Source organism: Myceligenerans xiligouense (assembly GCF_003814695.1).
GTDB classification, from domain to species: Bacteria; Actinomycetota; Actinomycetes; order Actinomycetales; family Cellulomonadaceae; genus Myceligenerans; species Myceligenerans xiligouense.
In genome coordinates this window covers 1,799,101-1,815,164 of the sequence record NZ_RKQZ01000001.1, presented here as the reverse complement: position 1 = coordinate 1,815,164, position 16,064 = coordinate 1,799,101, and the positions used below count along the sequence as shown (strand labels likewise).

The following is a 16,064-nucleotide window of genomic DNA, read 5'->3' as shown; positions in this document are numbered from 1 at the left end:
CGCGGGTCATGACCTCGGCCCGTTCAGGAGTCCTTCGACGGAACGCACCGCGACCCGCGCCGCCAGGACGAGCTCGCGCCGGCTGAGCGGGTTCTCCGCGCGCCGGGTCCACCGGTCGAGTGCGCCGCGGGCGGCATCGGTGACGTCGGCCGTGGAGGCGTCCGCGGGCAGGTCGAGCCGGCGGTGCGCGGTCTCGCCGTCGCCGCCGACCAGCCGCTCCAGGTCGGTCAGCGCCTCGTGCGGGCCGGTGACCCAGCCCGCGCGCAGCGCCGACAGGACCCGCAGCTCGGCGAACGCGTGCGCGGACGCCACGGCCTGCTCGAGGACGGTCGCCACCCGGTCGCTCCCGGGCACCGGCTCGGCGGCGACCAGTGCGTCGAGGGCGAGCAGCGCCGAGCGTGCCTTCAGGACGTCGCGACGGCCGACGAACAGCGAGTCCAGCACGGCGCGCAGCTCCCCCACACCGCTGCGCGCCATCAGCTCGCGCGCCAGCTCGGTGGCGGTCGTGACGGTCTTCTGGCGCAGCAGCACCGTCGCCAGGCGCAGGCCGAACAGCCCGAACCGCTCCAGCAGGCCGGTGCGCTCGAGATCGGTCAGGCCCAGTCCGGGCTGCCGCGCGACGAACCGGTCGGCGGACAGCAGCAGGTCGTCGGCGTCGGCCGCAGGGAGCGCCGCGACCAGGCGGAGCCGGGCCACCTCGTCCTCCGTGAGCGTCGCGGCGGTCTCGGCGAGCAGGCCCGCCACCGGGACGACGGTCTGCACCATCCGGCGCACGGTGTCGTCGCGACGCAGGCGCCCGGCGATCCGGCGCGCCGACGCGAGCGCGTCGAGGCGGCCGACGCCGATCTCGTCGGCCCGCGACAGGACGCCGATCGCGTTGACCGGGTTCGGGCGGGACACCTCGGTGTCGTGGAACGCGTCGAGGAACGCCACGTCCTGGGGATGCAGGTGGCGCATCAGGTAGACGACGGCGTCGGCGGGGGTCTCGTCGTCGGCCAGGAGGTCCCAGGTGCGCTCCGTCGACGACGGGTCGAGCGAGCCGATCCCCGGCGTGTCCACCAGCGTCCACGTGCGCAGCGCCTGCGAGGGCCAGGTGACCTCCAGCCGCTCGACGTCGCCGGTGGCCAGGCCGCCCAGGTCGACCTCCAGCGCACCCTCGTCGCGGTGGAAGGTGAGGTCGGCGCGACTGCCGTCGCGCAGCCCGGCGGTGACGCCGTAGGTGTGCCCGTCCTGGTACCAGGTGACGATCCGCGTGCACTCGCCCGTGTCGGTGGGCGCGAGACGCTCCCCGACCAGCGCGTTGAGCAGCGTCGACTTGCCGGCCTTGACCCGGCCGGCGACGGCGACGCGCAGCGGCTCGTCCAGGCGGCCGCGCAGGGCCTCCAGCCGCGCCGCGTGCTCGGTGCCCGCGTACGCCTCGCGCGCGAGGTCGACGGCGGCGCGCGTGCGGTCCAGCAGGGTCGGTCCCGGTACGGGGATCATGCCGTCACCGCCTCGGCACGACGGCGCAGCTCGGCGAGGCGGCCCAGCTCGGCCGCGATGTCCTTGCGCCGCCGGGCACGATCCTTCTCGTCGCGGCGCGCGGCCTCGGTGGCCACCCGCAGCGAGTCGGTGGTGGACCGCTGGATCTCGTCGGCCCGGGCGGCGTAGTGGTCGCGCAGCTGCCGCTGCACCCGCCGCATCGTGTCGCGCGAGTCCTTGCCGACCCGGAACGCGGCCTCGTCGCAGTACCGGCGCACGGCGTTACGGGCCTGGCCGCGGCGGTTCTCCAGCTGCCGCTTCTTCTCCTGGCGCAGGCTGCCCAGGCCCATCGCGAGGCCGATGCCGACGGCCACCGGCCCCAGGGACAGCCCGATCAGGCCGCCCAGTGCCGTGAACATCAGGACGCCCAGGTAGGAGCCCTTCAGCGCGGTGAGAGCCTGCTTGCGCACGCTCATCCGGGCGAGGTCGAGACGCTGTCGCACGTCCAGCCGGGCGAGGAGTTGCTCCGGCGTGCGCACCGCCAGGTCCGAGAGCACCGGCTCGGCGGCCTCGCTGAAGTGGGTCCACACCTGCTCGCTCAGCTCCTCGGCGCGTGTCCGCAGGAGGGTGTAGCTGGCCACCATCTCCTGCGCGACGGCGGCCTCCAGCCATGCCTTGAGCTGCGGCCACGCGTCGGCGGGGTCGGCGCGCTCGATCCAGTCGTCGGCGGCGTCGATCAGCCGCCGGACGCGGGCGCGCAGGTCGTGGTCGACGTCGGCGGTGAGGTCGGTGACCCCGTCGGAGAGGGTCTGGTTCCACCGGGCCGCCGATCCGCGCAGCTCGGCGGCCCGGGCCTGCGCGCGCTCCAGATCAGCCATGACCTCGCGTGCCCGGTCCGGGTCCGCCAGGACGGCGTCCTCCGCCTCGAACTGGGTGGCGATCTGGTCGGCGACCTGGGCCGCCTCGGTGGCCGCCGACGCCGCGACCTTCCGCGCGGCGCCGTCGGTCACCCGGCCGGACACGAACCGCACCACGTCGCCGAACCCGGACTCGGCGTTCAGTTCCTTGTCCTTGGCACGGACCGCGCGGGACCGCAGCACCGAGGAGACCGGCATCACCGGGACGCCGGGTGCCGTGTCGTCGAGGTGGCCCCGGTCGAGGTCGGCGATGGTGCGCCACGCGGGGTAGAGGTCGGTCTTGGTCAGCACGCAGACCAGCTCCGGGCCGCTGTCGCGCACTTTGCGCACGAACTCGGCCTCGACGGCGGTCAGTTCCTGGGAGGCGTCGGTGACGAAGAGGACGGCGTCGGCCATGGTCACCGCCGCGAGGCTGGCCGCGGCGTGCGCGGACTCCAGCCCGCCCACGCCGGGGGTGTCCACCAGCACGAGGCCGCCGCGCAGCAGGGTCCGCGGCAGTCGCACGACGACGCCGGACGGGCGCACGGGGCCGGTGTCCACCGGGCCCGGCGGGTGCGGCCAGGCCGCCGGGGCCGACGGATCGGACGGCTCGGGCTGCTCCATGATCACGCGCGCGGCGGCCTCCAGGTCGACGGGCTCGCGCCGGGGCGGGTCGCCGGCCCACAGGACCTCGGCCGACCGGGTCTCGCCGTGCTCGACGTAGGTGGGAAGGGCCGTGGCGACGTCGTCGTCGACCGGGCAGACCTCGGCACCGATCAGCGCATTCACCAGAGAGCTCTTGCCCTGCTTGAAGTCGCCGACCACCACCACGTGCACGCGCGGGTCGTCCAGCGTCGCCAGCGCGGTGTCCAGGCGCGCGGCGAGGTCCTCGCGGCCGTAGGCCCGGCAGGCCTCCAGGCCGAGGTTCACGACCGCCCTGGCGCGGTCGACCGCGGGCGCCCCCGAGGCGGCGGGCGATCCGGTGCCGCCGGTGCCGCCGGTGCCGCCGGTGCCGCCGGTGCCGCCGGTGCCGCCGGTGCCGCCGGTGCCGCCGGTGCCGCCGGTGCCGCCGGTGCCGCCGGTGCCGCCGGTGGATGGTGCACCGACAGGAGGCGTGCCGTCCACGACGGGTGCCTCGGTGCGAGTCATGATCCCTCCTCAGAAGCGTCTGGCCCGGCCGGCGCTCGGCGCCCGGCGGATGGTACCGCGCGGTGCCGGCGGACCGTGGCTGACGCCCGGTCCGCCGGCACCGCGGAAGTGCTCGTCGGACGGTCCTTCACCCGGCGATCTCGATCTCGCTGTCGTCGATGTCGGTCCGGATCTCGGTGTTCTCGATGGCCGTGTCGACGTCCGCGCGGATGTCGGTGTCGATCTCGGTGGTCTCGATGTCGGTGTCGATCTCGGTGGTCTCGATCTCGGTGGTCGTGGTGTTGGCCTCGACCTGCGTGATCTCGGTGGTCGTGTTCGCCTCGACCTGCGTGACGTCGGTGTCGGTGAAGCTGCCGGTGGCGTCGCCGCCGGTGGAGAACGCCCCGCCGTCGGACACCTCCACGTCCTGCGCGCCGGAGACATCGCCCTCGCCGAAGCCGAGCGCACCCGACTCCACGTCGGTGTCGTCGCCGGACTGGATCCCGGTGAACGACCCCGTGTTCTGGGTGGCGCTGCCCTCCTCGACCTGCGCGAGCGCGGCGTCGTCACCGGTGTTGACCTGGCCGTCGACGTCCTCGACGACGGTGTTGTCCTCACCGACGACGTTCTCCTCGCCCACGACGTTCTCGTCGCCGGTGACGTTCTCGTCCCCGACGAGGTTCTCCTCGCCGGAGACGACCGTGTTGTCGTCACCGACGGCGCTGCCGTCCCCGGAGACCGCGACGGCCTCCTCGCCGACGGCGTTGCCCTCGCCGGAGACCGCGGTGCTGTCCTCGCCGAGGGCGTTGCCGTCCCCGGACGCGACGAGGTTGTCCTCGCCGACGACGTTCTCGTCACCGGAGGTGAGGGTGTTGTCCTCACCGACGGCGTTTCCGTCGCCCGAGGTGACGGTGTTGTCCTCGCCAAGCACGTTGTCGTCGCCCGAAACCGCCGTCGCGTCGCCGTCGGTGGCCGCGGCGGATCCCTCGCCGAAGGCGTTCGCCGTCTCCTCGCGGGACGACAGGTCCAGTCCGAGGAAGCCGTCCACGTCGCCGTCGACGTCCACCTCGACATTCCGCGACTCGTCGGTGAACGAGCGGTCGATGATGGTGGTGACGGACTCGTCGCCCTCGTAGACGGTATGGGTCACGTAGCTGACGTGCTGCGTGACCTGTTCCAGGGTCGCACCCTGGGACTGCGCCGCACCCGTGCCCGTGCTCGCACCCGCACCCGGGACCGCGCCGGAGCCGGCACCCCCACCGCCCGGCCCGCCGAAGCCGGGGCCGTCGAACCGCCCGCCGCCCTCGCCACCACCGTCGAAACCCTCCTCGCCGCGACCGAAGCCGCCCGTGCTGCCGGCGCCGAAGCCCGACTCCCCGTCGGAGGCGCTGGACACGGCGTCGCCCCCGTCGCCGACGTTCGCCGTGAACGACTCGAAGCCCTCCTGGCTCACGCCGTCCACGCCGGCCTCTCGTGCGGCCTCGAACACGTCGGCCTCCGACAGGTCGGCCTCGGTGATCCCGCGGGCCGCGAGCGTCCCGGCGGGCTCCTGCGCGAACTGCAGAGCGTTCTCACGGTCACCGCGGATCCACTCGATGAGCTCCCGAAGCATCTCCTGAACGTCCATCCGTCTGCCCTCCATGTCGCGTCGTGGCCGGTGGTCCCGGCCTCCGCGACAAGCCTCGGCCCGAGGCGGGCATCGCCGAATCGGGGACTTCCCTCGCGTACCCCAGGGGTCATGGGGGGATCGTCCCGGGCTGCGCGTCCCCGAGGTCCTCGCGCAGCGCGGCGAGGAACTCCGCGCGGGTCGAGACGCCGAGCCGGGTGCGCATCCGAGCCACGTGGTGCTCCACCGTCTTGGGCGACACGAAAAGCTGGGCACCGATCTCCCGGTGCGTGCGCCCCGCCAGCACCAGCCGCCCCACCTCGATCTCCCGCTCGGACAGGACCGAGCGGGCGTCGCTCGGCCCCGAGCCCTGCCGGAACTCCCTCGCCCGCTCCAGGAGGCGGCGTGCCAGGGCGGAGTCGGGCGTCCGCACCCCCGCCTGGCCGGCGAGACGGGATGCCTCCCACGGCAGCCCGGCCGCCTGGAGGGCGTCGGCCGCCGAGACCACATCGTCGCCGTCGACCCGGCCGGCCAGCGCGTCGGCCCAGCACCGGGCGGCGGCGGCCTGAGCGGCCAGCCGGGCCGGAGGGCGTGTCGGGGCGTGTGCGGCCGGGATGCCGCCCGGAGCGTCGCGCAGCTCGGCCAGTTCGGCCAGCTCGACCGCCGCCGCTTCGGCCGAGGCGACGTCGTCGCCGACCACCGCCACATGCAGGTCGGTCCATGCCAGCAGCGCGGTCCACGTCGCCGAGCCGAGGACGACGGCGTACTCCCGGAGGGTGGCGCGGACGCCGTCGGCCCGCTCGGCACTGCCGGCCCGCGCGGCGGCGACCACCAGTTCCTCCACGCACTCGGCGTGCAGCAGGTCGACGGCCTCCCGCGCGAGCAGGTGCTCGGCGTCGGACCATGCGGCGCGAGCGGCGGCCACGTCCCCCGACCGGCGTGCCAGGCCGGCCCGCAGGCACACCGACAGGAGCACGTCGCGGCCGTCGTTCGCGGTGTCCCCCGGCAGCCCGCCGGGGGCCGACGTCGCCCGAGCCTCCGGGTACCGGCCACCCCGCAGGGCGACCCAGCCCGCGAGCAGACGGTGCCGCCGCGCGTGGCCCGGCCCGCCCGAGCCCGCCGACAGCGCGTCGTCGAGCAGGCGGCGGCCCGTCGCCAGGTCGCCCACGGCGGACGCGACCAGCGCGCCGATCGCGTGGGGCGTGTCCGGCAGGGGCGGCTCGGCCGACGAGCGGTCGAGCTCCTCGGCGGCCTCGATCAAGAGCGGCAGGGCGCGAGCGGGCTCGGCCAGGAGCCCGCCGGCCTCCGCCATGCGCAGGGCGAGCCGTTCAAGGTGCGGATTGCCCGCCAACGGCCCGTGGAGCCCCTCTCCCGGGAGCGCGGGTGCGGCCTCGTCCGCCTGCCCGGCGTCCGGGCCGGCCGCGGCCACCGTCCCCGTCGCCGCGAGCAGGGGCACCGCCAGGAGGCGGCCGGTCGCGCCGGCGCCCTCGAGTTCCCGCGCCGCGCGGGCCGTGCGGCCGGACCGGGCGAGGGCGACGGCGTCGTGCAGCACGGTCCGGTCCCGAACCGCGGCCACACCGGACAGCGCACGGTCCAGGTCCTGCCGCTCGCTCGGGGTCAGGTCCGCCGCGACGGCGCGCGCCACGGCAGGAACGAGCCGCTCGCCGCCCGGGGCGAGCAGTCCCGACTCCCGCAGGGCGCGCAGCTCGGCCGCCATGGCACCGGGCGCCAGACCGACCGCCTCGGCGAGCCCGGCGTGCGGGAACGGTCCCAGGTCGTGTGTCACGGCGAGCACACGCGCGACGGCCACGGTCCCCGGCTGCCGTGCGAGGACCCGCTGCACGCGGCCGCGGAGGGCGGCGGGTACCGGGCCGTCACCGTCCGCCAGCGCGACCACCAGTGCGGGGAGGCCGCAGGTGTCCGCCACGAGCGCGGCGGCATCCGCGGCGCCGGGGCGTGCACCCGTGCGCTCTGCCACGAGCCGTGCCACGTCGTCGGGCCGGAGCGGGTCGCACTGCACGACGCCGTCGCGCGCCGCCAGACCGTCGAGCTCGGCCAGCGCGGGGTCGGTGATCCCGGGCCGGCGTGACAGGGCCACCGGGGTGCCCGCACGCGCGGCGGCCGTGAGCCGACGCAGGAGATCGGGCGGGTAGTGGTGGGCGTCGTCGACGAGCACCGGTCCGGTTTCCGAGCCGGTGCGGGCGAGCAGCTCGGCGAGCGTGTCCGCGTCTGGGACGGCGTGCCGCGCACTGCCCGCCGATCGTGTGACGGCATGCAGGTGATGGGTCCGTCCGGACCCGTCGACGCCGATGACCACCACCACGGGGACAAGTGTCGCGGTCGGTGGGGGCCGAGTCCATGGCCTGGGGGAACAGAATGCGGGCGCTCGGCGGCTCACCCGCCCCGGGCGCGCGTCAGTCGGCGCTGACGAGGCCCGCACGGAACGCGGTGATCACCGCATGGACGCGGTCGCGGGCGCCGATCTTGGTGAAGATCCGCCCGACGTAGTTCTTCACGGTGGACTCGGCCAGGAGGAGTTCGCGGCCGATCTCGGTGTTCGTCATCCCCGACCCGATGGCGAGCAGGATCTCCCGTTCACGCTCGGTGAGCCGGCGGACCACGGCCTCGGCGCGCATCCGTTCGTCGGTGGCCGTCGCCGGTGTGTCCGCCGTGCGCGCGGCGAGCCGGCCGAGCAGCCGCCGGGTGGCACTCGGTGCGATGACGGCATCGCCCGCCGCGACCGCGCGGATCGCGGAGAGCAGGTCGGCGGGCTCGGCGTCCTTGGTGAGGAATCCGCTGGCGCCGGCCTCCAGGCCGGCCAGGACGTACTCGTCGATGTCGAAGGTCGTCAGGAGCAGGACCCAGGGACCGCTGCCGGGATCGCGTTTGGGCTCGATGATGCGACGGGTGGCGGCGATGCCGTCCATGCGGGGCATGCGGATGTCCATGAGCACGACGTCGGGCCGAAGCTGCTCGGTCTGCCGGACGGCCTCGTGTCCGTCGACCGCCTCGCCCACGACGTCGATGCCGTCCTGTCCGCCCAGGAACATCGCTGTGCCCAGGCGCTGCAGCGCCTGGTCGTCGGCGATCAGGACTCTCGTCGTCGTGGCGTCACCTGTCATGGCGCCCCTGTGTGTCATGTTCCCGCCCGTCGTCGCCCGGTCCTCGTTCCTCGTTCCCGTCCGCGCCGATGCGCGCCAGGACGCTCCAGCCGTCTCGCGTGGGCCCGGCCTGCAGCGTGCCGCCGTACGCCTCGGCCCGTTCCCTCATCCCGAGGATGCCGTGCCCGGGGCGGGTCGCCGGGTGGGAACCGGCCGGTGTCCGGCTGCCGGTGCCCACACCCGCCGGGCCGTCGTCGTCCACCTTGACCAGCACGTCCGGGCCGTCGCGGAGGATGGCGACGCCGGCCCTGCTGCTCCCGGCGGCATGGCGCAGGATGTTCGTGAGGGATTCCTGGACGATCCGGTACACGGCGAGCTGTCGCCCTGCCGAGAGGCCTCGGAGGGAGCCCTCACGTCTCAGGCTGACGGGCAGTCCGGTGGCGCGCACTGCCTCGACCAGCTCGGCGACGTCGTCCAGCCCGGGCTGCGGGCGGAGCGATGCTCCGTCAGCGCTCCGGTCGTGCCGCAGCACTGTCAGCACTCGCCGCACGTCGCGCACCGACGACCTGCTCACCGCGCCGATGGCGTCGAACGCCGCCGCGGCGTCGTCGGGGGCGTTCCTGACGGCCACCGCTCCCCCGGTCGCCAGCGAGGTGATCACCGAGAGGTTGTGCCCGATGATGTCGTGCATCTCCTGAGCGATCCTGGAACGCTCGGCGACGACGGCGCTGCGCGCCGCTTCCGCACGCTGCGCGGCCAGGTGTTCCCGCCGGCTGCGGATCTGCATCCCCAGGAGGAACGAGGCCGCGCACATCGCCAGGACGGCGGCCGACGCGCGGATCCGCTCCTCGATGTCGATCACTCCGACGGCGCCGGCACCGGCCGCGCCCGCCAGCGTGACCATGCCGGCGATCACGGCGACGACGGCGAGCCGCCCGCGCTCACGCGGATCCGCCTCCCGTGGACCGGTCTCGCGCAGGCCGACGTCGAACAGCAGCACCCAGACGGCGAGGTAGGCCCACGGCGCCGGCGTCGCGGTGAGCACCGCGACGCCGGCGGCGACCACGACGGCGGCCGATGCGACGACCAGTGCGGGCAGCGGGCTGCGTCGCCGGAAGACGAGGGCGCCGTGAACGACGAGCAGCAGCGCGATCCCGGACGGTGTCAGCTCGCCGGTGGCGTTGGCGGAGACCGCGCCGACCCCGGCCGCCAGGAGGACGTCCCACCACAGCGGGTGGCGCCGGTCGAAGGCACGCACCCGCCGCGGCGGTCCGGTCATGTCCACGGGCTTCATCGTCACACGACGTCTCAGACGTCGCGGGTCCTCAGCAGCCACAGGGCGGCGCCGCCCAGCACGCCGATCCATGCCAGGCAGACGAACGCTGCCGTGCCCGCGCCGTACGGCTCGGACGCGAGGCCACCGGCGCGCAGGACGTCGAGGGCGGCCAAGGGCATGTAGTCCACCACTCCGGCGAGCGGCTCCGGGAGGAAGGCCGGGAGCAGCTGCGGACCCATCTGGAACACACCGAAGTAGAGACAGATGGCGGCCGCCGCGTTGCGGACCAGGCTGCCGAGCATGATCCCGAGGAGAGCACCGTACGGAAGCACGAGCGTTCCGCCCAGAGCGCCCCAGAACATGTCCGGGTCGAACAGGGAGATCCCCCGGGCCGCGGGCACGGTGCCGGCGATCTGCAGCAGGCCGTAGAGCAGCACCGAGGTGATCACGCCGAGGACCGCGGCCACGCCCGTCACGACGGCGGCCTTGGCCAGCAGCACCCCGGTGCGGCGGGGCACGGACACCATGCTGGTGCGGATGGAGCCGCTGCTGTACTCACCGGTGATGCTGAGCACTCCGAGCACCACGAGGACGAGCATGCCCACGGGGTAGATGGCCGTCCATCCGAAGGGGATGTGCTGGGCCTCCTCGCTGCCGAGCATCTCGCCGTCGACGATCATGTAGGCGCACAGCCCGATGGTGAGCGCGAAGGCCGCGGCGAGCGTGATCCACAGGGATCGCACGGACCACAGCTTGGTCCACTCCGACCTGAGCAGGCCGAGGGCGCTGATGCGCGCACCGTCGAGGTCCGCCGGCCCGGTGCTCCGGGCGGCGTGCGCTGCGCGGGTCGTCGCGACGTCGCTCATCGTGGGGCCTCCTGCTGCGTGCGGTACTCGACGGCGTCACGGGTGATCTGCATGAACGCCTCCTCCAGCGTGAGCCTGTGGGTGCGCAGTTCGAAGAGGGTGACGCCGTGACCGGCGGCAATGGTGCCGACGTCGCGGGCGTCGAGCCCGTGGATCTCGAGGTTCTCGTCGCCGGTCGAGGCCACGGTGATGCCGGGTCCTTGCAGCGCTGCGGCGAGGGCCGCACTCTGCGGGGACGCCACGCGGACGGTTCCGGCGCCGGCACTCGCGACGAAGTCCTGTGCCGTGCTCGCGGCCAGCAGTCGGCCCTGGCCGATCACCACGAGATCGTCGGCGATCAGGGAGAGCTCGCTCATCAGGTGCGAGGAGAGCAACACGGTCCGCCCCTCGCGGGCCAGCCCCGCGAGCAGCCGGCGGATCCAGAGGACGCCGTCGGGGTCGAGCCCGTTGACCGGCTCGTCGAGCACCAGGACCTGAGGATCGCCGAGCAGGGCGGTCGCCACACCGAGACGCTGGCTCATGCCGAGCGAGAATCCCCCGGCGCGCCGGTGGGCGACCGCGCTCAGGCCCACCAGGTCGAGCACCTCCGCCACCCGCGCACCGGGGATGTCATGGGTGCGGGCGACGGCCAGCAGGTGGTGATACGCGCTGCGTCCCAGGTGGACGGCCCGGGCGTCCAGCATGACGCCGACATGGCGCAGCGGGTCGGGCAGTTCGCGGTAGAGCCTGCCGTCGATCGTGATCCGGCCACTGGTCGGGCTGTCGAGGCCGACCAGCATCCGCATGGTGGTGGACTTCCCCGCCCCGTTGGGCCCCAGGAAGCCGGTGACCACTCCCGGGCGGGCCGTGAAGGACAGATCCTCCACGGCCCGCTTCTCGCCGTATCTCTTGGTCAGGTGTTCTGCCGTGATCATGCCCACCACGCTAGGAACGCACCGGCCCGCGCGCGTCTGCCCGGGGTATCCGATACGGCCGTGAGGCAGGTACCGGGGTCGCAGTACCGCGGTACCGGTCGGTCACGATCGACAAGGCCGGGTCGGACGGGTCGGAGCGGTCAGCGCCGGGCCCGGAAAGCCAGGCCGGCCGCCACCGTGAAAACCACGCCGAGCCCCAGGCACCAGACGACGGCGAGCACGGCGGCGCCGGCCGGATCGGTGGTCGTGGCGACGTCGCCGGCGACGAGCCCGCGCACCGTCTCGATCACGGGCGTGACCGGCTGGTGCTCGGCGAACCCGCGCAGCCAGCTCGGCAGGGTGTCGACGGGCACGAACGCGCTCGACACGTACGGCAGGAACATGACGAAGAAGGAGAAGCCTCCGGCGGCGTCGGGCGACCGGACCAGCACCCCCACGAAGGCGGCGAGCCAGGTGATCCAGCCGACGAAGAGCAGGATCATGCCCACCGCGGCGAGCCACTCCAGGGGCGACGCCTCGGGCCGGAAGCCCATCAGGATCGACACCCCGAACACGATGGCGGTCGTGACCAGGTTCTTCACCAGGCTCGCCGCGACGTGCCCGGACAGCACGGTCCAGGCGGTGACGGGCATCGACCGGAGCCGTTCGACCATGCCGCTCGACATGTCGCGCTCGACGGCCATGGCGGTGTTCGCCGCGCCGAACCCGGCCGCCAGCAGGATCACGCCCGGCGTGACGTAGTTGATGTAGCCGGTCCCGAGGTCGATGGCGCCGCCGAACACGAGCACGAACATGAGCAGGATGATCACGGGCAGCAGCACGGCGGTGATCATGGCGTCGACGTCGCGGGAGACGAGGCGCAGGCCGCGCACCGTCATGGTCGAGACGTCTCTGAGCAGGTAGGTCATGCGGCCACCTCCGCCGGTCGTGCCGGGCGGTCCTGGCGGACCTGCCCGGTCAGGGTCAGGAAGACGTCGTCGAGGGTGGGCGCGCGCACCTCCCAGTGCTCGGGGACCGCGCCCGCCGCCTCGACCGCGGAGAGCACGGCCCGGACGTGCGCCACCGAGCCGTCGGTGGCTACGCGCACCCGCACGCCGTCCACCGAACCGGTGAGCGTCGGGGCGACCCGCGCCGCGGCAGCCGGGTCCGCGAAGGTGAACTCGACGCCCGCCTCGCCCACCTGGCGCTTGAGCTGCGCGGGCGTGCCCTCGGCGGCCACGCGGCCGCCGTCGACGAGCGCGACGCGCTGGGCCAGCCGGTCGGCCTCCTCCAGGTACTGGGTGGTGAGGAAGACGCTGGTGCCCTCCTCGACGACGCCGCGGACGACGTCCCACAGGGCCTGTCGCGATCGCGGGTCGAGGCCGGTGGTGGGCTCGTCGAGGAACATGACCCGCGGCCGGGTCAGGAGGCCCGCCGCCAGGTCGAGGCGACGGCGCATGCCGCCCGAGTACGTGTCGACGCGCCGGCCCGCGGCGTCGGCCAGGTCGAACGCCGCGAGCAGCTCCGCCACGCGGCCCCGCACCACCTGGCGCGAGAGGTGCGCGAGGTGGCCCATCATCGTGAGGTTCTCGGCGCCCGTCTGCCTGGCGTCGACGGCGACCTGCTGCCCCGTGAGGCTGATGATCTCGCGGACGCGGTGCGCGTCCCGCACCACGTCGAACCCGGCCACCGTCGCGCGTCCGGCGTCGGGCCGCAGCAGCGTGGACAGGATGCGGACGGTGGTGGTCTTGCCGGCGCCGTTGGGGCCGAGCAGCGCCAGGACCGCTCCCTCCTCGAGCTCCAGGTCGAGTCCGTCCAGCACGGGCGGGCTCGTCGAGCCGCGCCGGGCGAAGGACTTGCACAGGCCCTCGGCCGTGACGATCGCAGCCATGGTCTCCCTCTCTGATCGCTTATTGTTTATGTCCTACGCATTTTAGTGTGGAGCATACACAGTAACGAGGTCAAGCGAGTTCCGGATCGGCTCGTGCCGGAGACCAGGGCAGGATGGGAACCGATGAGCACAGACACCACGCCCGGACCGGGCGAGCGGCCGCAGGCTCCGGCCGGCCCGCCGCAGGACGAGGAGGCGGAGCGCGATCTGCCGGCCGCCGTACAGCGCTTGTGGGGTGCCTCCGCCCCGCGCCGGCGCGGGCCCAGACCGGCCCTGACCGTCGCCCGGATCGTGCAGGCCGCGCTGGAGCTGGCGGACGCCGAAGGCCTCGCGGCCGTCTCGATGGCGCGGATCGCGGAGGCCGTCGGGTACACGCCGATGGCGCTGTACCGGTACGTGTCGGGCAAGGAGGAGCTGCTGATCCTGATGTCGGACGCCGTCGCGGCCGACCTGCCGGAGCTCCCCGCCGAGGGCGGCTGGCGAGCCGGGCTCAAGGCGTGGACCTGGGCCCAGGTCGAGCTGGGGATCTCCCGTCCGTGGATGCTGGAGCTGCCGCTGCCCGCCGCGCCGCCCGGGCCCAACCGGGTGCGCTGGATCGACCAGGCGTTCGGGATCCTGCGCCCGGTCGACCTCCCGCCCGACGAGAAGCTCGCCGTGATCGGTCTGCTCGCCCAGCACGTCCTGGGCGAGGCGCGCGTGCACGTCGAGTCCCGGCGCGCGGCCGTCCAGCAGGTACGCCGCGAGGCCGGGCTGCCGGACGGAACCCCTGAGTCGGAGCTCGACCCCGCCGCGATCGAAGCGGCCAACCCCTACGCCGACTTCGAGGCCGTCCTGACCCGGTACGCCGACCCCACGGCCTACCCCCACCTGTTCGAGTCCTTCGCCGGGTGGTCCCAGAACTCCACGACCGCACCGCCCGACGACGACATCGCCTTCGGGATCACCGTCGTCCTGGACGGGATCGAGGCCTACCTGCGGCGCCGCGGCGCCCTTCCCGCCGACGACTCCTGAGCCCCTCGGCACGGCGGCCCGAGCTCGACCTCTCCGGCCGAGGACGAGCTCGACCCTCTGACCACGGGAAGAGGCGGCACCGCGTCGCGGTGCCGCCTCCCCGCCGAGGCTGCCGTGACCAGCGCCTCCGCGGTCGGTCTACCGGAGGGTCCAGCGCTGGTTGACGCCACCGTGGCAGGTCCAGAGGATGATCTGGGTGCCGTTGGCGGTACCGGCGCCGTTGGCGTCCAGGCAGAGTCCGTTGTGGACGTTGGTGATGGTGCCGCTGGAGTTCACGTCCCAGCGCTGGTTGTCGCCGCCCGAGCAGTCCCAGATCACGACCCGGGTGCCGGCGGCCGAACCCCAGCCCTCCGCGTCGAGGCACTTGCCGTTGACCCGCAGCTCCCCCGCGGAGGTGTGGGCGAACAGCTGGCCGGAGCTCTGCGAGCAGTCCCACAGCCGCGCCTGCGTCCCGTTCGCCGTCGACGAGTTCGGGATGTCCAGGCAGCGGTTCGACGCCGCGCCCACGATCTCGCCGGAACCGGACGGCTGGCCCGGGTCGTCATCCCCGAGGGCGCTCATGATGGCGTCGACGATGCCCGGCTTGGTCACCTCGTACGAGGTCCGGTCGAACAGCCCGAACCCGTACTGCCCGTTGACGCCGTTGTCCCAGTAGATGGTGGCGGCTCCGTACTCCTTGGCGGTGGCCACCAGGGTGTGCGCGAGGTCCTCGCGGTACCGGCCGTTCGCCGGGTCGTGCGACGACTTGTCGATCGAACCGTACTCGCCGACGACGACCGGGTACCCGCGCGTGACGAATGCGTCGTAGGTCTTCCGCAGCTGCTCGTCGAGGTAGTCCTCCTGCCCCCAGGTGGACGTTCTTGCCGGATCGGTGGCGCCGGGCCCCCACTGAGTGATGTTCCCGTTCTCCTCCCCCGCGAAGTCCCACGGGGAGTAGTAGTGCACGGAGATCATGATCCGCTGCTCGTCGCCGGGAACGGAGGGCGACCGGTGGCTGTCCGTGGGGATCTCGAAGCCGTAGTCCCCCGTGGTGTAGTCGATGTTCGTGTTCCAGCCGGGGACGAGCAGCCACCTCGAGTCGTTGTTCCCGCCGGTCTGCCGCACGGTGTCGACGAAGATCTGGTTGTAGCTGTTGATGTTCGCGTAGCACGGCTGAGTGGGTTCGCCGTACTGCCCGTCGAACTCCTCGTTCATGGACTCGAGGATCAGGCGCTCGTCGTAGTCCCGGAACGTGGTGGCGATCTGCTGCCACGCCTTCTGATACTTGGCCTTGATGGCCGTCTGATCGGGCGCGTCACAGATCAGCCAGGAACCGTCGACGGTCTTGTAGCCGTCGCCGTGCATGTTGATCACCACGTACATGCCCCGGCTGTGGGCGTAGTCCACGACCTCCTGGACCCTGTTCAGCCAGGCGGAGTCGATCGTGTGGTCCGGGCCGGGCCCGATGTGGTTCAGGTACGACACCGGGATCCGGATCGTCCGGAACCCCGCCGCCCGCACGCTGTCGATCAGCGCCTGGGTCACGGTCGGGTTGTTCCATGCGGTCTCACTGGGGTATCCGCCCACGGTGGCCTCGAGGCTGTTCCCCAGGTTCCAGCCCGCGCCCATGTCGGCGACGACCTGCGATGCGTCCAGCTGGTTCACGGTGTCGGCCGCCGCCCGGGGCGTCCCGCCGGTCAGGGCCGCCGTGCGGGACGGACTGCGCTCGGGTGTCGTCTGCGCACCGGCGGGGGCGGCGAGGCTCACCGACAGGGCCAGCCCGGCCGCCACGGCGGCGAGCTTCTTCCAAGGGGGTCTCTTCACGGTCATCATGCCCTTCGTCGCGCATGGTGGCGCCGATGGGGCGGTTGACTCCCCGTCGAACGCGCTGTGAGTGATCAGCGGCGATCGCTCGCCGCGTCGTGCTCGGCCTGGCATCCGCTTCGACGAGGCTTC

12 protein-coding genes are annotated in these 16,064 nt (G+C 73.5%); 1 reads left to right on the top strand and 11 read right to left on the bottom strand.

Annotated features, from left to right (window positions below):
* Positions 1–6: 6 nt before the first annotated feature.
* From EDD34_RS07810 to EDD34_RS07765, 10 genes are all read right to left on the bottom strand, one after another.
* Positions 7–1,482, bottom strand: a complete 1,476-nt coding sequence (locus tag EDD34_RS07810; RefSeq protein ID WP_211341524.1) for a dynamin family protein — start codon at positions 1,480–1,482, stop codon at positions 7–9.
* On the bottom strand, positions 1,479–3,506 hold the full coding sequence (locus tag EDD34_RS07805) for a dynamin family protein (protein ID WP_123814069.1): 2,028 nt from the start codon (positions 3,504–3,506) through the stop codon (positions 1,479–1,481). Before EDD34_RS07805 ends, EDD34_RS07810 begins: the two co-directional genes overlap by 4 nt.
* Before the next feature lie 127 nt (positions 3,507–3,633).
* Positions 3,634–5,112: a hypothetical protein gene (locus EDD34_RS07800; protein WP_123814068.1), complete on the bottom strand. Its 1,479-nt coding sequence runs from the start codon at positions 5,110–5,112 to the stop codon at positions 3,634–3,636.
* 109 nt (positions 5,113–5,221) lie between these two features.
* On the bottom strand, positions 5,222–7,414 hold the full coding sequence (locus tag EDD34_RS07795) for a helix-turn-helix domain-containing protein (RefSeq protein WP_123814067.1): 2,193 nt from the start codon (positions 7,412–7,414) through the stop codon (positions 5,222–5,224).
* Positions 7,415–7,505: 91 nt separating this feature from the next.
* Positions 7,506–8,213 carry a response regulator gene (locus EDD34_RS07790; protein ID WP_123814066.1) on the bottom strand — a complete coding sequence of 236 codons (708 nt, stop codon included), beginning with the start codon at positions 8,211–8,213 and terminating at the stop codon, positions 7,506–7,508.
* Positions 8,203–9,471 (bottom strand): sensor histidine kinase, encoded by a 1,269-nt coding sequence (locus EDD34_RS07785; protein ID WP_246012646.1) that lies wholly within the window; start codon positions 9,469–9,471, stop codon positions 8,203–8,205. The genes EDD34_RS07790 and EDD34_RS07785 overlap by 11 nt, the downstream gene beginning before the upstream one ends.
* Before the next feature lie 29 nt (positions 9,472–9,500).
* Complete coding sequence (locus EDD34_RS07780; RefSeq protein WP_123814064.1) at positions 9,501–10,334, bottom strand: ABC transporter permease; 834 nt, start codon at positions 10,332–10,334, stop codon at positions 9,501–9,503.
* Positions 10,331–11,248: an ABC transporter ATP-binding protein gene (locus tag EDD34_RS07775; RefSeq protein WP_123814063.1), complete on the bottom strand. Its 918-nt coding sequence runs from the start codon at positions 11,246–11,248 to the stop codon at positions 10,331–10,333. Before EDD34_RS07775 ends, EDD34_RS07780 begins: the two co-directional genes overlap by 4 nt.
* A 140-nt stretch (positions 11,249–11,388) precedes the next feature.
* On the bottom strand, positions 11,389–12,156 hold the full coding sequence (locus EDD34_RS07770) for an ABC transporter permease (RefSeq protein WP_123814062.1): 768 nt from the start codon (positions 12,154–12,156) through the stop codon (positions 11,389–11,391).
* A complete protein-coding gene (locus EDD34_RS07765) occupies positions 12,153–13,118 on the bottom strand; it encodes an ATP-binding cassette domain-containing protein (RefSeq protein WP_123814061.1) in 966 nt (321 codons plus the stop codon). The genes EDD34_RS07770 and EDD34_RS07765 overlap by 4 nt, the downstream gene beginning before the upstream one ends.
* 123 nt (positions 13,119–13,241) lie before the next feature.
* Between EDD34_RS07765 and EDD34_RS07760 the strand changes: the two genes are divergently transcribed.
* A complete protein-coding gene (locus EDD34_RS07760) occupies positions 13,242–14,129 on the top strand; it encodes a TetR/AcrR family transcriptional regulator (RefSeq protein ID WP_123814059.1) in 888 nt (295 codons plus the stop codon).
* A 138-nt stretch (positions 14,130–14,267) separates the two neighbouring features.
* Here the strand turns inward: EDD34_RS07760 and EDD34_RS07755 are convergent, their stop codons facing one another.
* Entirely contained in the window at positions 14,268–15,932 is a 1,665-nt protein-coding gene (locus tag EDD34_RS07755) for a cellulase family glycosylhydrolase (protein ID WP_211341523.1), read from the bottom strand.
* Positions 15,933–16,064 lie beyond the last annotated feature (132 nt).